This window comes from Streptomyces sp. CB01201 (genome assembly GCF_002803085.1).
GTDB lineage: Bacteria > Actinomycetota > Actinomycetes > Streptomycetales > Streptomycetaceae > Streptomyces > Streptomyces hundungensis.
Genome location: NZ_NNBJ01000013.1, coordinates 138,710 through 156,561, shown reverse-complemented (window position 1 = coordinate 156,561; position 17,852 = coordinate 138,710). Strand labels below are relative to the sequence as shown.

The window sequence follows — 17,852 nt, the reverse complement described above, 5'->3', positions numbered from 1 at the left end:
ATACCTCAAACACCCGTACGCCCACCCCCAGGGGAAGGAACCGGCCACCCCCTCCGCTCACCCGGGCCTAGGCCGCGCGGTGCACCGCGTACTCCTCGATCTCCCGCATCGGCGGCCGCTCCTCGGTGTCCACCGCATACGTCCGCGGTACGAAGCCGTCCGCGCCCCGCTCGAACTGGGTCAGCTCGGGCCGTACGAGATGGCCCCGCGACAGCCGCAGCTGCGCGGTGCGGTAGATCGCGGCGGCCATCCGGCCGAGCGCCTGCCCGTCCTGGTGGCGGTGCTTGCGTACGCCCACATCCACCTGGGCCAGCGCGTCCAGGCCCACCGTGTGCAGCGCGTCCACCAGCAGCGCGAGCTCCACCCCGTACCCGACGGGGAAGGGCAGCCGCTCAAGGAGCGAGCGCCGGGCCGCGTACTCGCCGCCCAACGGCTGGACGATTCCGGCCAGTTGGGGCCAGTGCAGATTGAGCAGCGGGCGCGCCACCAGCTCGGTGACCCGGCCGCCCTGGCCGGCACCCCCGCCGAAGGGGCGGTCGTACATCGCCTTGACGAACGCCACGTCCGGGTCGGTCAGGAGCGGCCCGACGACGCCGGATACGAACCCGGCGTCGAAGTCCTTCAGGTCGGCGTCGATGAAGCACACGATGTCGCCGCTGGTCACGAGCAGCGAGCGCCACAGCACCTCGCCCTTGCCGGGCAGCGCCGGGACGCGCGGCAGGATCGCGTCGCGGTGCACGACCCGGGCGCCGGCCTGCGCCGCGACCTCGGCCGTACGGTCGGTGGAACCGGAGTCGACGACCACCAGCTCGTCGACCAGCGGCACGGCCTGCGTCATCAGCTCGCGCCGGATCGCGGCCACGATGTCACCGACCGTGGCCTCCTCGTCCAGGGCGGGCAGCACCACGCTGACCGTGGTCCCCGTGCGGTGCTTCGCGGCCAGGATCCGCTCGATCGGTCGCTCGGCCGCGGCCCAGGAACGCCTGCTCAGCCAGCGTTCCACCTCTTCCAGCACGGCTCCTGGCCTCCTTGTGTGATCCATCTCGCGGTTCGGACGACTATCTCAACCGTCCAGGGCTTCGGTTACAGTCTTGAACAACGCGGATGACCGTCGCATGTCGGGGGTCGTCGTCACGCTGACAATCGAATACCGCTCATCCAGAGGGGCAGAGGGATACGGCCCGTTGAAGCCCCGGCAACCCTCCAGTCGGTTCTCGTCGATCGCGTCGGCCACGACACGGTCCGGACACGAGGCCACCGGCTAGGGAAGGTGCCAAATCCGTCTCATGGCGAAGTTCGTCATGAGGAAGATGAGGAGAAAGGGCCTCCCCTCCATGTCTGCTCAGACTGTCGCAACCGTTGAAACCCGCACCGCCGTCGACCTCGGTCCGGCATCCGGACTTTCCTGCCGCGAGTGCGGCCAGCGCTTCGAACTTGGGCCGATTTTCGCCTGTGAACTGTGTTTCGGACCGCTCGAAGTGGCTTATGACCTGCCGCTCGGCGACCCCGAGGCGCTGCGCAAGAAGATCGAGTCGGGCCCCGAGAACATCTGGCGTTACGCCCCGCTGCTGCCCGTCCCGGCGGACGTCGCCGACAAGCCGAACCTGAACCCGGGCTTCACCAAGCTCGTCAAGGCCGAGAACCTGGCCCGCGAGCTGGGCGTCGAGCCCGGCAAGCTGTTCGTCAAGGACGACTCCGGCAACCCGACGCACTCCTTCAAGGACCGCGTCGTCGCCCAGGCCCTGGAGGCCGCCCGCGCCTTCGGCTTCACCACGCTCTCCTGCTCCTCCACCGGCAACCTGGCCGGCGCGGTCGGCGCCGCCGCCGCGCGGGCCGGCTTCCGCTCCTGCGTGTTCATCCCGCACGACCTGGAGCAGGGCAAGGTCGTCATGGCCGCGGTGTACGGCGGCGAGCTCGTCGGCATCGAGGGCAACTACGACGACGTGAACCGCTTCTGCTCCGAGCTCATCGGCGACCCGCTGGGCGAGGGCTGGGGCTTCGTCAACGTCAACCTGCGCCCGTACTACGGCGAGGGTTCCAAGACGCTGGCGTACGAGATCTGCGAGCAGCTCGGCTGGCGGCTGCCGGACCAGCTGGTCATCCCGATCGCCTCCGGCTCCCAGCTCACCAAGATCGACAAGGGCCTCCAGGAGCTGATCAAGCTCGGCCTGGTCGAGGACAAGCCCTACAAGATCTTCGGCGCCCAGGCCGAGGGCTGCTCCCCGGTGTCGACCGCCTTCAAGGCCGGCCACGACGTCGTACGCCCGCAGAAGCCGGACACCATCGCCAAGTCGCTCGCCATCGGCAACCCCGCGGACGGCCCGTACGTCCTGGACATCGCCCGCCGCACCGGCGGCGCGGTGGAGGACGTGAACGACGAGCAGATCGTCGACGCCATCAAGCTGCTCGCCCGCACCGAGGGCATCTTCGCGGAGACCGCGGGCGGTGTGACGGTCGGCGTCACCAGGAAGCTCATCGAGGCCGGCCTCCTCGACCCGTCGCTCACCACGGTCGTGCTCAACACCGGTGACGGGCTCAAGACGCTGGACGCGGTGGCCGCCACGTCCCAGGCGACCGCGACCATCCGCCCGAGCCTGGACGCCTTCCGCGACGCGGGCCTCGCCCACTGAGCCACTGCTGATCGACTAGGAGTACCGAACCATGAGCGTGAACGTCCGCATCCCCACGATCCTGCGCACCTACACCGGCGGCAAGGCCGAGGTCGCCGCCGAGGGCGCCACCCTCGCCGAGGTCCTCGCGGACCTGGAGAAGAACCACACGGGCATCGCCGCCCGCGTCCTGGACGACCAGGGCAAGCTGCGCCGCTTCGTCAACGTGTACGTCAACGACGACGACGTGCGCTTCGAGCAGGGCCTGGAGACCGCCACGCCCGAGGGCGCCGGCGTCTCGATCATCCCGGCGGTCGCGGGCGGCTGAGCCGCGGCCCCGATTAACCCGGGTCGTACTCGGAGTTGCTCGTGAGTTGCCCCTGAGTTGCCCCCTCCGCACGAGAAGCGGAGGGGGCAATTCAACATGGTTGAGCGGGGTACAGTTGGGGAAGCCCCTTCGCTTCGAGTGCCAAGTGCATATGAGAACGCGACAACATGGGGTCAAAGTGTGAGAGCCCTTTGCGCAGTAAGTGCGCTTTGTCCGGCCCGACTTGCCCCGGAATGCAGAATAAATGGCATTCCGCTCCCCGCGCGTGCCCGGAATTCTCGTCCGATTGACCTGTTGCAGAGGGCAGTTGGGCAGATACATTCAGCCGCGGTCGACGCGTTCCGGCGCACACCCTCTCCTGTCGGAGGGTGCAGGTCTGACCCGGGTCCGCGAAGTGTGGTCCCGTGCAAGGGCCAGTAATAGGGGAGTTAGGCATGGCTCAGGGCACCGTCAAGTGGTTCAACGCGGAGAAGGGGTACGGCTTCATCGCGGTCGACGGTGGTGCGGATGTTTTCGTCCACTACAGCGCGATCCAGATGGACGGTTACCGCACCCTTGAAGAAGGTCAGCGAGTCGAGTTCGAGATCTCGCAGGGCCAGAAGGGTCCGCAGGCGGACATGGTCAAGCTCGCCGTCTGATCTCGGCGCGATCGACCAGCGACGCAAGCAGACTTGAAGGGGGCCACCCGCGAGGGTGGCCCCCTTCAAGCATCCCGGACACCGGTACGGCGAGCCCGACCGTGGGGACCGGGTCACCTACAGGGGCGCGGGGGCGGAGCCCCCGCCGGGACCCGGGGCCCGGGGCCGGTCAGGCACCCCGAAGGCCCGGTGAGGCACGCCGAACACCCCCCGAGGCACCGAGGAGAAGGCGCCCGGTTCAAGAGACTCGCTTGCACTCGCAGGGGCCGAGTGCTAATCATTGGGCTTAGCACTCTCCCAGTGAGAGTGACAGAACTTGGATCGGGTCAGTGAGGTCGGCAGACCGCGTGGGGCAAGGAACCACAAGGGATGCGGGCCGTCCGTCGCGGGCACCGGCGCGATCCACGAAGAACGCCACCCCTGTCCGGGAGGACCACTTCACATGGCCAAGATCATCGCGTTCGACGAGGAGGCACGGCGCGGTCTCGAGCGCGGGATGAACCAGCTCGCCGACGCCGTCAAGGTCACCCTCGGCCCCAAGGGCCGCAACGTCGTCCTTGAGAAGAAGTGGGGCGCCCCCACGATCACCAACGATGGTGTTTCCATCGCCAAGGAGATCGAGCTTGAGGACCCGTACGAGAAGATCGGCGCCGAGCTGGTCAAGGAAGTCGCCAAGAAGACGGACGACGTCGCCGGCGACGGAACGACCACCGCGACCGTCCTCGCTCAGGCCCTGGTGCGCGAGGGTCTGCGCAACGTAGCCGCCGGCGCCAACCCGATGGCCCTGAAGCGCGGCATCGAGAAGGCCGTCGAGGCCGTCTCCGCCGCCCTCCTGGAGCAGGCCAAGGATGTCGAGACCAAGGAGCAGATCGCTTCCACGGCCTCCATCTCCGCCGCCGACACCCAGATCGGCGAGCTCATCGCCGAGGCGATGGACAAGGTCGGCAAGGAAGGCGTCATCACCGTCGAGGAGTCGCAGACCTTCGGTCTTGAGCTTGAGCTCACCGAGGGCATGCGCTTCGACAAGGGCTACATCTCGGCGTACTTCGCCACCGACATGGAGCGTATGGAGGCGTCGCTCGACGACCCGTACATCCTGATCGTCAACTCGAAGATCAGCTCGGTCAAGGACCTGCTGCCGCTCCTTGAGAAGGTCATGCAGTCCGGCAAGCCGCTGCTGATCATCGCCGAGGACGTCGAGGGCGAGGCCCTGTCGACCCTGGTCGTCAACAAGATCCGCGGCACCTTCAAGTCCGTCGCCGTCAAGGCTCCGGGCTTCGGCGACCGCCGCAAGGCCATGCTCGGTGACATCGCCATCCTCACGGGCGGCACCGTCATCTCCGAGGAGGTCGGCCTCAAGCTGGAGAACGCCGGTCTCGACCTGCTCGGCCGCGCCCGCAAGGTCGTCATCACCAAGGACGAGACGACGATCGTCGACGGCTCCGGTGACAGCGACCAGGTCCAGGGCCGCGTCAACCAGATCCGCGCCGAGATCGAGAACTCGGACAGCGACTACGACCGCGAGAAGCTTCAGGAGCGCCTGGCGAAGCTCGCCGGCGGTGTTGCGGTCATCAAGGCCGGTGCCGCGACCGAGGTCGAGCTCAAGGAGCGCAAGCACCGCATCGAGGACGCCGTTCGCAACGCGAAGGCGGCCGTCGAGGAGGGCATCGTCGCCGGTGGTGGCGTGGCCCTGCTCCAGGCCTCCGCGGTGTTCGAGAAGCTTGAGCTTGAGGGCGACGAGGCGACCGGCGCCAAGGCCGTGAAGCTGGCCCTGGAGGCCCCGCTCAAGCAGATCGCCGTCAACGGTGGTCTTGAGGGCGGCGTCATCGTCGAGAAGGTGCGCAACCTGCCCGTCGGCCACGGCCTCAACGCCGCGACCGGTGAGTACGTCGACATGATCGCCGAGGGCATCATCGACCCGGCGAAGGTCACGCGCTCCGCGCTCCAGAACGCCGCCTCCATCGCGGCGCTCTTCCTCACCACCGAGGCCGTCATCGCCGACAAGCCGGAGAAGGCCGCCGCGGCCGCTCCGGGCGGTATGCCGGGCGGTGACATGGACTTCTGAGCCACGGCTCAGTAGCTCCATCCGTACGCGCGCCGAGGGCGGCACTCCCCATCGAGGGGGTGCCGCCCTCGGCGTTTCCGTACCACCGGGGTAGGAGAATCCGAACCATCGAAGGTGGTACTGGCTCCATGGTGCGGGTACCCGGGTCGGGGCTAGCTTGGTGATCAGGGGGCAGCCACGGACCGCCCCAACTGACGCACATCCGGGGGACCTTCATGACCAGCACACGACTGCGCATCCGCTCCGCCGCGGCCGTGACCCTGACCGTCCTGGCGGCCGGCGGACTCGCCGCCTGCGGCCCGCTGGACGACCAGACGTTCAAGGACGACGCGACGGTCAAGGACACGATCACCGCGGTACGCATCGACGGAAACGCGGACGGCTTCCGGGTGCGCGGCAAGAAGGACCTGGCAAAGGCGTCCGTGCACCGCGAGGTCACCTACCGCGACAAGGCGAAGCCGACGGGGTCGACGTACCGGGTGGAGAACGGCGTGCTCGTGCTCGGCGGCTGTGCGGGCCACTGCGCGGTCGACTACACGGTGGACGTGCCGGCCGGAGTCCCGGTCACCGGTTCCACCAGGGCGGGCGCGCTGAGCCTGTCCTCGGTCGGCCAGGTGCGGGTGTCCACGAGCGACGGCTCGGTGAAGGTACGGGGTGCGACCGGCCCGGTGGACATCCGCACGAGCAACGGCTCGATCGACGCGAACGGCCTGAAGGGCACGGGCATCACGGCCATGGCGTCCAACGGCTCGATCTCCCTCACCCCCGAAACCGCCCAGAACGTCACGGCCCAGACCTCCAACGGCAGCATCACGGTGACCGCCCCGCCCGCCCCCTACCGCGTCTCCGCCCGGACCGGGCACGGCCACAAGACCCTCGGCATATCGGATGACCCCAACGCCACCCATCACCTGAATCTGACCAGCGGCAACGGCGGCATAACCCTGAAGTCCGCGCACTAGCCGACCAATTGACGGGGTGGGCGGCGGAAGCGCCCAGCGGCCGGGCTCGTCGAGGACGATGTGGCCGGCGGGCACCGCGAATGCGCCGGTCAACCAGGTTTGATGCCATGGGGTCTTGGGGGCCCGGACTTGCGGTCCGGCGATCCTCGGCCCCGGGCGGCCCGGGGCGGCGCCGGTCGTGCGATGCCGATCTCGGCGGTCCGGTCTCGTGGGCTCAGCGGGGAGCGGGCACTATGGAGTGGGGGAGTGATCACATCGGTCACGCTTACCGAGACCGTAGTGCGAGCTGCGCGCCATGCAGAAAGGACCCTGTGCACGCCAACGACCAGGCCCAGACCTCCGAGAACAAGAAGCCGGCCGGCCCCGCCAAGTCCTCCGCGTCGGGCGGCGGCGTTCCCCATGGCCTCCACTCCCTCCAGGGCAGCGCGGGCAATGCCGCCGTAGTCCAGATGCTCCGCCGCGCGGGCCACCCCGGCGCCCAGGCGGCCGACCAGGAGCGGCACCAGCACGGCGCGGGATGCGGGCACCAGGGACACGAGCAGGCCGAGCGGCCGGCGGCGCAGTCCGCGGTCCAGCGCGCGGCCGGACCGCACATGCAGCGCTCCGCCGGGCACGCGGTGCAGCGCTCCGCCGTGCACGACGTGCTCCGCACCGGCGGAAGCCCCCTCGACAGCGCCACCCGTACGGACATGGAGTCGCGCCTCGGTGCGGACTTCTCCGACGTACGCGTCCACAACGACAGCGCCGCCAAGGCCTCCGCGGCGGAGGTCGGCGCCCGGGCCTACACCTCGGGCAACCACGTCGTCATCGGCGACGGCGGAGCCGACAAGCACACCCTGGCCCACGAGTTGACCCACGTCATCCAGCAGCGCCAGGGCCCGGTCGCCGGCACCGACAACGGCTCGGGACTCAAGGTCTCCGACCCCTCCGACCGTTTCGAACGCGAAGCGGAAGCCAACGCGACACGGGTGATGTCGTCGGCGGCCCGGCCCGCCCGAGAGGCGTCGGCGGAGTCGGCGGGACATGTCCACGAGGCCCCCGCGGCCGCCGCCATCCAGCGCATGCCCAAGGCCAAGCAGTCCCCGGAGGCCCGAGCGAACAAGGAGTTCGCCCGGGCCGTCAAGGCGGGGTTCGAGGCCAAGGGCTGGAAGGCCGACGGCAGTCCGGAGGTCTGGTCCCGGATGACCCTCCACAAGATCGGGGGGATGGACGCGAAGCAGGCCGCCGCCTACAAGTCCAGCACGGCGGCCTACAAGGAGAACGAGGGGAACACCATCGCTCCCCGCTCCTACCGCGGAGAACCCGATAAGCAGGCCATGCGCTGGGTGGCCACCGTGGTGAAGAACTATCTGACGGACTACGGGGCAAATCCGGTCGAGATACAGGCGGCAGTCCACGAAGGGGCCCTGTACATAGCCGGAAACACCGCGGCATCGAACAGCATGCTCGCGGAACACCTGGAAGGGCTCAGCGGGAGCGCCTTCCTGAAGAAGGTCCTTGAGGAGTACCCGGCCGAGACGAGCCATCTCAACAGCGGAAACGCCGAAGGCAGGCTCGCCCGCCACACGGACAAGACGGACAAGCGCATTGTCGGCGACGATGTCGATGCGGCAGTCGCCGACAAGTACAAGAACGTCATCGCCGCACTCACCAAGCCCGTGACCGTGGCCTCCGACGGTGAGGACGGCTATCACGCCGAGCGCAGGATCGTCTCGCATCTCACCGGCGACGGACCGGACCAGGTCATCCCCGACAGCCTGGCGGGAACGAAGCGCCCCTGTGTTTCGTGCTACGCGAACCTGTTCATCGGTACCGAAACGCGTCCCGGGCCGCTCTGGATCTCCGGAGCCGCCAACATCGAAATGGCCGGCTACTCGGCGAAGAACGCCCCGCTGTTCGTCAGCCGCGTGGACCAGGCGGTCGGGAACACCTACGCAACCCTGCAATGGGAATGCGACGCCGACCACGAGATCACCATCGCGACGTCCAACGGGACCCCGAAGGTGACGACCGACTACGGCTCCGACTCGGACAGCGACACCGAGGGCAACCTCCGTCGCAGGACCGAGGCGATGGAGCTGGCCTGAGCGGTCGGCGGCAGGCGGTCCCGCGCAGGGGTGTCCTCCCGCCCCCGGCCCGCCGCTGCCGCCCTGGCCTCGGCTGCGTGGGCGCGGACGCGTTCGGAGGCCAGGGGCGGGCCCGCCGGACGGGGCGCGGGTTCGCCTCGGCAGGGTCCGCATGCGCCGCCCGGCAGGGCCTCGGCGCGGCCCGGCGCACCGCACTTCACGCACTCCAGGATGCGCAGCACCGGACGCGTCGGCGGGGACGGTGGCGGTTCCGGGGGCAGCTTGTCGATGAGCCGCGCCCGGGTGAAGGCGGCCGGGCTGTGAACCGGGTTCGGGAGACCGCAGGTCAGGGCACGCAGTACGTCCTCATCCGTCGCCCCGCGCTCGAACCACGCGGACGCCAGCGGTGCCAGCTCGGCGCAGTCCCGCGCCGAGAGGGACAGCGGCGGTGCGGTACGTCCCAGGGCCGCCAGCAGGATCAACGCCCGTCTCCGGACGGCCGGTTGGGCTGTCGGGGACGTGGGTGAGGCGATCGGGGGAGCGGGGTGAGGCGGCGGGGACGGCGGTGGTTGTGGCGGTGACGAGGAACCTTCGCCGACACCCCCACGGGTGAATTCCGCCCACCACGCGTCGTCCCGCGCCGTCCGCGAGAACCACGTCCGGGTCACCCAGCGCGCACTGTCCGAGCCGCGCAGGTGTTCCCGTCCCCGCCGCAGATGTCCGGCCTGAACGAGTCGCTGAAGCGCGGTACGCAGCGCGCACTGCCCGTACGGCAGCACCTTGGCCAGCGTCTTCACGGACATGTCCGCGCCCTCGGGAAGCCGGTCCACGTACCCGGCGACGGCCGCCTCGCGCGGCGGCAGGTGCGTGAAGTCATGTTTGGTGCGCGGGTGTTGATCGGGAACGCGCCGTTTTCCGTAGCCCGGATTGGCCATCGGGTGCCGGTCTGGATGCGCGGCGAAGGGGTCGGCACTAAAGTGGCTGTCAGCCATCGGATCGCCTAACGATCGAGGTGGTCGCACCGCCGGATCGGTCTCTTCGATCTTGCGGTCAAGCCCCCGGAGGTGTTCCCGCACCTGTCGGGGGCTATTTCGTTGTCTGGGACGCTAGACGGTCGTCACCCTCTGTGGCAAGTCGAACGCGGAATGTGCCAAACGCTGTTCGGTGAGCCCAACTCGCAGGGTGGGAGGGTGGGTTGAGACCCTCCGCCCATTCGATTTCAAGCACGGCTCGGCGTCCGGCGCGTGAGCTTCGAGCCGTACGCGAACGAGCCGGCCACCTCGGGGGAGGTGACCGGCTCGTCCCGGCCGAACGGCCAGTCAGTAGCGAACGGCGAACTGCGTTCTCAGTCAGCCGTGTTGGATCCCTTCACGTCAGCGATGAAGGCCGACCACGCCCCGGCTCGGAACACGAGCGTCGGGCCGTGGGGGGCGGTCTTCGAGTCCCGGACGGGGACGATGTGCGGTACGTCGTCGCGGACTTCGAGGCAGTCGCCGCCGCTGCTGTCGCTGTACGTCGACTTGCGCCAGCGGCCCACCTCAAGGCAGTTGCCGCCATCCCCGCCGCTGTAGCTGGACTTGTGCCAGCGAGCGATCTCAAGGCAGTCACCGCCGCTTGCTCCGCTGTAGCTCGACTTGTGCCACGTGGCCTTGCTCAGGTCGTACTCAGGGCTGATCCTCATGGGCGTAATCCTCCGCCACTGATTCGATCAGGGCCAGGGATTGTTGTGGTGACAGCGCGCTGGCCCCGACCAAATCGTAGGTCAGCTCGTACTGAGTGACGGTGGCCGGGTCGTCCTGGAGCCGTCCAGTTCCGAGGCCTTGGAGATAGGCGAGCGGGGGTGCGTCCTCGAAGGCCATCAGTTTGAGGGAGCCCCCCAGTGCCATGTGTGCGCCGGCGTCGAACGGCAGCACCTGAACGATGACGCGATGTCGGAAGCCCAACGCGGCGACGTGGGCCAGCGCCTCGGCCATGACTGCGGGTCCACCGACCCTTCGCCTTAGGACTGCTTCGTCGAGGACGGCCCACAACAGAGGCTTCGTTGGATCGTTGAGGAGTTGAGAGCGAGCCAGGCGGTTGGCGACTAGTTCGTCTATCGCCTCTTCCGGCGCCGTGAGATGACCAGCGCGGAACATCGCCCGCGCATACGCCTCAGTCTGAAGCAGCCCAGGAATCAGCAGCGGCGCGTACTCGCGGATGGTCGTCGCCACGGCCTCCGCCTCCGCCGCCTCCGCGAAGTGATCCGGGTACTTCGACTTCGCCGCCGCGACGCAGTTGCGGGTGAAGAAGCCCTCCGTGCCGAGGATGTCGTCGATCTGGCGGGCGTATTCGAGGTGCATCCGCCGCGTGCCCGCTTCGAGTTGGCCGATGAAGGAGCCCGAGACGAAGAGGGGCTGGCCGAGCTCGTCCTGGGTGAGGCCGCACTTTTCGCGGGCGAAGCGGAGTTCGGCGCCGAGGAAGGCGCGGGGAGAGGATGAGGGGTCGAGGTCCTTGGGTCCTGGCATGGGCAACTCCTGCGACATGCGGGTTTGTTGGGCTGCCGCCGGTAGTCAGGCTAGCGGGACTCGGCCACGCTGGGTGAGGAAAGCAGAACACTCGGTGTGCAGGAGGGCAAGGCGGATGGCACTGACGGCAATGGAGCGGGTGCGGGCGGCGGAGGAGGCCGTGGAGCAGCTGCGTACGGAACTGGGGCGGGCCGGGGTGGTGCTGCCGTCGCTCAGGATCGACCCGCTGACGTGCGGGGGGCACGTCCTGTTCCCGCTGGTCGACCTGGGGCGCTGCAACATGGACATGGCGCTGCGCCTGGTGGCCGTACTGGCCGGGACGTACAGCGCGGAAGGGGCGCCGCCCGTGGGCGACACCCCTCCCTCTGGCGCTGTTGAGCGGCCTACGGCTGAGCCTGCTTAGCCGAGGCTGTTCCGGCGGCGTCGGAGCCAGACCAGGGTGGCGCCCGCGCCGACCAGGAGTACGGCCGCGCCCGCGAGCGCGGCGACCTGGGTGCCCGTGTCGGCGAGGCCGCCACTGGCGTGCTGGTCGCCGGGGGCGGGCCGGTGGCCGCCCTGGCCGGAGGGGGCCGGGGCGGGAGTGGACGGCGGAGTGGAGGACCCGCCGCCGCCCGTGTGGGTCGGGGTCGGGGTGGGCGTCGGGTTGCCGCCCGTGCCGGTACCGGTGTGGGCGGCGGTGTTGCCGCCGAGGGCGAGGAGCGCCTTGTTCTCCGCGTCGTCCGTCATCGCCTTGACGGAGATGTCGGTGGTGCGCGGCAGGTTCTTGTGCTCGGCGGTGAACTTGGCCTGAGTGACGTTCTGCTTGGGCGACTTGGAGAAGTCGACGCCGCCCGCCACGCAGGTGCCGGGGCGGCCGGCCTTCTCGCAGGGGTAGCTGTAGTCGCCCTCGGTGAAGGACTTCACGTACTCCTTGTAGGTCTGCGTGGGTGTCCACGAGGCGTTCTTGCCGCGCAGGGGCCAGCTGGTCACCTTGTTGCTGTTGATGACCGCGTGGTAGTCCGTCGGCGACTTCGCGTCCTGCTGGCGGATCCACTCGGCGGCGACGCGCGCGTTGTAGACCGTGCGCAGGTCCGCGTACTTGGCGTCGGTGTTCACCTTCTTCTCGATGTCCGGCACGATCATCGCGTCCATGAGTTCCTGGACGCGCTTGTGCTGGGCCTCGGTGAGGTCACAACTGCCGTTCGGTTGCGGGGTCTTGAAGTCTTGCGGGACCGAGTTGACCTTGAGCGGGGCGTCGAGGATGTACAGACCGCCGTCCTGCTCGCGGACCTCGGCGGGTTTGGGCACGATCCAGTTGCGCACGCCGTGGGTGCAGGGGATGTGCTCCGTCGCGAGCTTGTCGAAGAGCTGCTTGCCGATGCCGGTGCGGGGGTCCATGTCCTTGGCGTAGTCGTGCTTCATCTCCAGGTCGGCCTGGAGCAGGACGCGGCCGGCGTCGGTGGTGCCGAACGTCTTGTCCATGACCCGGTCGGGCTCGTCCGGGTTGAGGTTGACCCAGAACTTCTCGGGGGTCAGCGCGAGCCAGGTGAAGAACGAGTCGGAGATGAGCTCGGCCCGCTCCTTGCCGCCGTAGCCGAGGCCCGAGGACTCGTCGACCTTGTTGGCGGAGAACGAGTAGTTCAGGCCCTGGCCCTTGACCGGCTTGCCGACGTAGCGCAGTTCCAGGGTGGAGAAGTCGACGCCGCCGGGGCCGCGCACGCGCAGCCCCTCGGGGTCGGCGGCGCGGATGCGGTCCATCTGGCGCTTCATGTCGGCCGGGTTGGGCGGCGACTGGCGGATGACGTCGGCGCCGCGGCCGATGCTGCGCGCGGTGTCCTGCGCGGTGTACTTGCCGGGCTTGAACTCGGCCTCCGGGGTGGAGACATGCTCGTACGTCGTCACCCGGCCCGAGCCGCCGAGCTTCTTGAGGCTGTCGGTGTAGCGCAGGGTGTCCGCGGACTGCTCCTGCCCGAAGGTGTAACGGAGTTTGTAGTCCTTGTACTTGGGATCCTTCAGGAACGCGCGGTCCTTCGGAGCCTGCGAACTGTCGTGGTTCCCGCCCGACTTGATCTCCAGGACTTCCTTGGTCTTGTGATTGACCGCGTCGAAGCGCCGGGTGTACGGCTTGCCGGTGTCCGGATCGGTGACGGTGAGGCTCTCCTCGCAGATCCAGTCCGGACCGATGAGCCCGAGGTCCTTGACGACCTTGCCGTGGAAGGACTCGCCGCGCGGATTGCGCCCGTACACCTCGATATAGGCCTCGTTGAGCCAGTTGCCGAAGCCGCCGTATTTGGTGTCGGTGTTGCCGTTGCGCGACAGGTAGTCCTTGTACGTGGCGTAGACCCGCTCGGGGGTGCCCTCCGCGTACTTCTTGTAGGGCAGGGTGAGCTTGCCGAGGATCTTGTCGCGCTCGGCGGGGTCGTCGGGCAGGGTCAGGCCGTCCATGGCCTGGCGCTGGTTGGGGAATCCGTAGGAGTCCCAGTCGGCCTCAGGCCGGGCCGCGTCACCGTTGGCCCATGGCAGTTTGCCGGGGTCGGTGGGCTTGCCCTTGAGCTTGAACATCTGCTGGCAGGGCATGGCCTTGGTCGCGGCGTCGGCGGTGCCCTGGAGCTGCGGAAGGCCGCTGACGGAGAGGATGCCGACGGTGGCGAGCGCGACGGCTGCGCGTGGCCACAGGTGCTGTCGGCGGGTGGATGCGGATATCGGAGATATCCGGGAGATCGGTCGGTTCACGCGAACGTGTCTTTCCCCGGGAGCCCGAAGAAGTGGGCGTGCAGCATGCAGCGACACCAGGGGCCCCCGTGCTCGATGGTGTCGCGCAGCACCACACGGTAGCCCTCGCGGCCCACAGGAGCCCCACAGTTTTCCGAGCCGCCAAACTCCCAACTCCCCATCTCCACAAGCCCCTTACACCGCTCCCGTACGCTCGGGTGCCATGAGCGAGCTCGATCAGCAGTGGACGGACCACCCGCGGCTCGCGGCGTGGCTGGCTCGGCAGGAGGCGGCGTTCGGGGAGTGGGCCGCCTCGCACCCCGGGCAGTGGGACTTCTCCGCGTCCTCGGTCGACGCGCTGGAGCGGGCGGTACGCGCGGACTTCGCCGGGGCCGCCTGGGAGGACGTGCGCGCCGCCCAGGACACCCCGCGCCTGACCGCCCCCGCCTGGTACCTCGGCGAGGTGTGCGTGCGGGCGGGGGCGGTCTGGAAGGTCAATCCGGCGTCGGACTTCGCGACGTGGGACGGCCCGTTCGTCGGCGTCCCCGGGGACCCCATGGAGGACCCGGACCACGAGGACCTGTACGAGGACGACGACTACCGCCCGGCGTCGGTCCCCGTCCCCGAACTCCGCGACATGTTCCTGAAGGACCCGCCGTGGCGGCTGCGGGACGTGGTGGGGGAGTTCGAGGAGTGGGCCGGGGGGCGGGGCTGACGTCCAACTGGGGTGGCTCACCGTAGACGGTGGCGCGGCGGTGCTGGTGACGGTACCGCCGTGCACGGCGGCGGGTGGGGCGCCCGGGGGGCGAGGTCGGGGCGGCGGGCGCTTCTACCCCAGTCAGCGGCTCATCGGGACACAGCACCCCCTGCGGGAAGCCCAACGAGAGGATGGGATCGCGAACTGGCGCTTCAATTCTAGGAGTTGCGCATCACGACGGCGTTGGCGTACGACGCGAGATCGTAGACCCAGACCTGTAGGCGCCGTCTCCTGAGCGTGTCCAAGAGGGGGAGGGCGTGCCGGTAGGTCGCCGACCACGTGATGTCGGTGCCGCCATGGGGGGCTCGGGCCAGGTCCACGGAGCCCCGGTGGGAGGTGAACAGTCCTGAGGCCTGTTCGTAGCCGAAACGCCGGTCGGGAACCATCTCGACGACGCGCTCGCGGCAGCACACGCTTGCATTGCGGCTGCGGATGATGCGCCGGTCACCCACGCGTGCCGGGCGGTCGACTCCCGCGGGGACCTCCCATTCGACGTCGGCGTGGGCGGACCACGCCGGCCACGATTCTGCATCCAGGAGCGCCGCGTAGACGACGGCGGCAGCGGCCGATGAGTGCGAGGAAGCGGAAAGGGTGAGGGGCGACACCCCAACAAGGTAGACCGCGTCTCACCATGATCGTGACGGGTGCCACGTCCCGCCGTTTCCCCGGCCGTGGGCCGGCCGTCGGGGACGAGCGGTCCATGCGGCCGAGGGTCAGGCTCGGGCCGGTTCCGCCGGGGTCGGGGTGGGGGGCTCCGTCGGGGTGGGGGCGGTCGCGTTCAGGTCGGTCAGGGTCGCTTGGGTGAAGCCGAAGTAGTACGTGGCCAGGAAGCCCACCGCGTAGCCCACCAGGAGGCCGGCCGCGTAGATCGCGATCGTCGTGCCCAGGCCGTGGTTGCCCTGGAGGAGGGGGAACAGGGCCCAGCCCGAGGGGCCGATCGCCGTGGAGCCCACCTTGTCGCCCAGCATCGAGAACAGGCCGACGAACGCGCCGCCCGCCGCGCCGCCCGCGCACGCCGTGATGAAAGGGCGGCCGAGGGGGAGGGAGACACCGTAGATCAGGGGCTCGCCCACGCCCAGGAAGCCGGCCGGGAGGGCGGACTTGATGGTGGCGCGCAGGGGCTCGTTGCGCTTCGCGCGGAGGTAGACCGCCATCGCGCAGCCCACCTGGCCCGCGCCCGCCATCGCCAGGATGGGGAGCAGGACCGTGTAGCCCTGCTGCTCGATCAGGGTGGTGTGGATCGGGATCAGGGCCTGGTGCAGGCCCAGCATCACCAGGGGCAGGAACAGGCCGCCCAGGACCAGGCCCGCGAACGCGCCCGTGTTGTCCAGGAGCCAGTTCGCCCCGTGGCCGATGCCCGTCGAGACCTCGCCCGCCAGGAACATCAGGCCGTAGAGGGTCACCAGGCCCGAGACCAGGACCGTGAGGGTCGGGGTCACCAGGACGTCCAGGGCTTCGGGAACCCAGCGCCTGCACCACCTCTCCACGTACACGGCGAGCAGCGCCGCGCCCAGCGCGCCGAGGACTCCGCCCTGGCCGGGGGCCAGCGTCTGGCCGAAGACGGTGATCTTCGCTACGCCCGCGAACACGATGATGGACGCCACCGCCCCGCCCAGGATCGGCGTACCGCCGAACTCCCGCGCGGTGTTGTAGCCGACGAACACCGCGATCAGCGCCATGAAGCCGGAGGCGATCGCGGCGAGCGCGGGGGTCACCCCCGGCAGCCAACCCAGGTTCACCAGAAGGCCGTTGAGGCCCGCGATGATGCCGCAGCCGATCAGGGCCGGGATCAGCGGGACGAAGATGTTCGCCACCTTGCGGAGGAAGAGCTTGAAGGGGGTGGCGTTCTTCGCCTTCTGAGCCGCCTTCAGTTCGGCTCCCCTGGTCGCCAACTGCTCGGGTGCGGCGGCCGGTTGGGAGTCGCCCTCCATCGCCACCAGCGCCTCAAGCTCGGGGGTCACCCTTGCCACCGTGCCGGGGCCGAGCACGATCTGGTACGTGTCGTCCTCGACCACGCCCATCACTGCGGGCAGCGCCTTCAGCGCGTCGTCCTGGACCAGCGAGCGGTCCTTCAGGCCGAGGCGGAGACGGGTCATGCAGTGGGCGATCGAGTCGATGTTCCGGGCACCGCCGACGAGCGGGAGGATCGCGGCGGCTGTGGCGCGGTTCTTGTTCTCTGGTGCCATGGTGCGGGTGCCTTGCTGTGCGGGTGGTGCCTTGTTGTGACGGTGCGGTGGGGTGGGGTTGGGGTGGGGTTGGGGGTCGCTGTGACGGCGCGGGTGGGTCAGGGGGCCGCGTGCAGGGCCGCGCGCAGATGGCCTCGGGATTCGGCGAGGAGGTGGGCGGCGGTGGGGCCCTCGACGCCGCCGAGGATGACCAGGATCGCGTTCTTCACCTCGCCGTCCGTCGCGGCCAGCGCGGCCTCGATCTCGGCGTCGTCCGCGCCGGTGGCCAGGGCCACGATGCGGCGCGAGCGGGCGCGCAGCTTCTCGTTGGACGCCCGCACGTCGACCATCAGGTTTCCGTAGGTCTTGCCGAGCCGGATCATCGTGATCGTCGAGATCATGTTGAGGACCAGCTTCTGGGCCGTGCCCGACTTCAGCCGGGTCGAGCCGGTCAGCAGCTCCGGGCCGACCACGACCTCGATGCCGTGCTCGGCCGCCGCCGCGAGCGCGGAGCCCGCGTTGCAGGACAGCCCGATCGTGAGGGCGCCCACGCGCCGCGCGTGTTCGACCGCGCCGATCGCGTACGGGGTGCGGCCCGAGGCCGAGATGCCGACGACGGTGTCGCGGTCGGTCAGGCGCAGCGCGTCCAGGTCCTCGGCGGCCAGCTGCTTGGAGTCCTCGGCGCCCTCGACCGCCTTGACCATCGCGGACGGGCCGCCCGCGATCAGACCGACGACCTCGGACGGGTCGGTGTTGAAGGTGGGCGGGCACTCGCTGGCGTCCAGGACACCGAGCCGCCCGGCCGTGCCGGCGCCCGCGTAGATCAGCCGGCCGCCCCGCGACATCCGCGCGGCCGTGGCGTCGATCGCCGCCGCGATGTCCGGGAGCCGCTCGGCCACGGCGGCGGGGACCGTGGCGTCCTCGGCGTTCATGATCCGGGCGATCTCGGCGGTCGGCAGCCGGTCGATCTCCGCGAGGTCGGGCCGGAACGCCTCGGTGGTGAGGGTGGCCAGCTGGGCGCGCAGCTCGGCGTAGTCCTGGGTGGTCATGGTGACGGCTGCTCTTTC

16 protein-coding genes and 1 riboswitch are annotated in these 17,852 nt (G+C 69.5%); of the genes, 8 read left to right on the top strand and 8 right to left on the bottom strand.

Features of this window, described 5'->3' with window-relative positions; genetic code table 11:
• Positions 1 to 67: 67 nt before the first annotated feature.
• The gene (locus CG740_RS26355) at positions 68 to 1,015 is read right to left on the bottom strand and encodes a glucosyl-3-phosphoglycerate synthase (RefSeq protein WP_100577756.1); all 948 of its coding nucleotides are present in this window, start codon (positions 1,013 to 1,015) and stop codon (positions 68 to 70) included.
• Between the two features lie 136 nt (positions 1,016 to 1,151).
• Positions 1,152 to 1,317, top strand: a riboswitch (SAM riboswitch).
• Positions 1,318 to 1,334: 17 nt separating this feature from the next.
• Between CG740_RS26355 and thrC the strand changes: the two genes are divergently transcribed.
• The 6 genes from thrC (at position 1,335) to CG740_RS26325 (ending at position 8,689) form a co-directional block, all read left to right on the top strand.
• The gene (thrC, locus tag CG740_RS26350; RefSeq protein ID WP_100577755.1) at positions 1,335 to 2,630 is read left to right on the top strand and encodes a threonine synthase; all 1,296 of its coding nucleotides are present in this window, start codon (positions 1,335 to 1,337) and stop codon (positions 2,628 to 2,630) included.
• A gap of 31 nt (positions 2,631 to 2,661) precedes the next feature.
• On the top strand, positions 2,662 to 2,937 hold the full coding sequence (locus tag CG740_RS26345) for a ubiquitin-like small modifier protein 1 (RefSeq protein WP_100577754.1): 276 nt from the start codon (positions 2,662 to 2,664) through the stop codon (positions 2,935 to 2,937).
• A 434-nt stretch (positions 2,938 to 3,371) separates the two neighbouring features.
• On the top strand, positions 3,372 to 3,575 hold the full coding sequence (locus tag CG740_RS26340; protein WP_005315736.1) for a cold-shock protein: 204 nt from the start codon (positions 3,372 to 3,374) through the stop codon (positions 3,573 to 3,575).
• A gap of 442 nt (positions 3,576 to 4,017) precedes the next feature.
• A complete protein-coding gene (gene groL / locus CG740_RS26335) occupies positions 4,018 to 5,640 on the top strand; it encodes a chaperonin GroEL (protein WP_100577753.1) in 1,623 nt (540 codons plus the stop codon).
• Between the two features lie 215 nt (positions 5,641 to 5,855).
• Positions 5,856 to 6,602: a DUF4097 family beta strand repeat-containing protein gene (locus tag CG740_RS26330; RefSeq protein ID WP_100577752.1), complete on the top strand. Its 747-nt coding sequence runs from the start codon at positions 5,856 to 5,858 to the stop codon at positions 6,600 to 6,602.
• A gap of 449 nt (positions 6,603 to 7,051) precedes the next feature.
• Positions 7,052 to 8,689, top strand: a complete 1,638-nt coding sequence (locus tag CG740_RS26325; RefSeq protein WP_234376506.1) for an eCIS core domain-containing protein — start codon at positions 7,052 to 7,054, stop codon at positions 8,687 to 8,689.
• Here CG740_RS26325 and CG740_RS26320 read toward each other — a convergent pair.
• From CG740_RS26320 to CG740_RS26310, 3 genes are all read right to left on the bottom strand, one after another.
• Complete coding sequence (locus CG740_RS26320; protein ID WP_234376495.1) at positions 8,617 to 9,660, bottom strand: hypothetical protein; 1,044 nt, start codon at positions 9,658 to 9,660, stop codon at positions 8,617 to 8,619. The two genes, CG740_RS26325 and CG740_RS26320, sit on opposite strands and share 73 nt — an antisense overlap.
• A gap of 353 nt (positions 9,661 to 10,013) precedes the next feature.
• Entirely contained in the window at positions 10,014 to 10,349 is a 336-nt protein-coding gene (locus tag CG740_RS26315) for a DUF397 domain-containing protein (protein ID WP_100577750.1), read from the bottom strand.
• Complete coding sequence (locus tag CG740_RS26310) at positions 10,333 to 11,172, bottom strand: helix-turn-helix domain-containing protein (RefSeq protein ID WP_100577749.1); 840 nt, start codon at positions 11,170 to 11,172, stop codon at positions 10,333 to 10,335. Before CG740_RS26310 ends, CG740_RS26315 begins: the two co-directional genes overlap by 17 nt.
• Positions 11,173 to 11,287: 115 nt before the next feature.
• On the opposite strand from CG740_RS26310, the gene CG740_RS26305 reads away from it, so the two are divergent.
• On the top strand, positions 11,288 to 11,575 hold the full coding sequence (locus tag CG740_RS26305) for a hypothetical protein (RefSeq protein ID WP_234376494.1): 288 nt from the start codon (positions 11,288 to 11,290) through the stop codon (positions 11,573 to 11,575).
• Here the strand turns inward: CG740_RS26305 and CG740_RS26300 are convergent.
• A complete protein-coding gene (locus CG740_RS26300) occupies positions 11,572 to 13,884 on the bottom strand; it encodes a hypothetical protein (RefSeq protein ID WP_100577748.1) in 2,313 nt (770 codons plus the stop codon). The two genes, CG740_RS26305 and CG740_RS26300, sit on opposite strands and share 4 nt — an antisense overlap.
• Before the next feature lie 202 nt (positions 13,885 to 14,086).
• On the opposite strand from CG740_RS26300, the gene CG740_RS26295 reads away from it, so the two are divergent.
• Positions 14,087 to 14,578 carry a hypothetical protein gene (locus CG740_RS26295; RefSeq protein ID WP_100577747.1) on the top strand — a complete coding sequence of 164 codons (492 nt, stop codon included), beginning with the start codon at positions 14,087 to 14,089 and terminating at the stop codon, positions 14,576 to 14,578.
• Between the two features lie 200 nt (positions 14,579 to 14,778).
• On the opposite strand, the gene CG740_RS26290 is transcribed toward CG740_RS26295, so the two are convergent.
• The 3 genes from CG740_RS26290 to murQ form a co-directional block, all read right to left on the bottom strand.
• Positions 14,779 to 15,225 (bottom strand): SRPBCC family protein, encoded by a 447-nt coding sequence (locus tag CG740_RS26290; protein ID WP_100577746.1) that lies wholly within the window; start codon positions 15,223 to 15,225, stop codon positions 14,779 to 14,781.
• Between the two features lie 108 nt (positions 15,226 to 15,333).
• A complete protein-coding gene (locus CG740_RS26285) occupies positions 15,334 to 16,806 on the bottom strand; it encodes a PTS transporter subunit EIIC (protein WP_100577745.1) in 1,473 nt (490 codons plus the stop codon).
• 98 nt (positions 16,807 to 16,904) lie between these two features.
• Positions 16,905 to 17,834: an N-acetylmuramic acid 6-phosphate etherase gene (gene murQ, locus CG740_RS26280; RefSeq protein ID WP_100577744.1), complete on the bottom strand. Its 930-nt coding sequence runs from the start codon at positions 17,832 to 17,834 to the stop codon at positions 16,905 to 16,907.
• Positions 17,835 to 17,852: the final 18 nt, after the last annotated feature.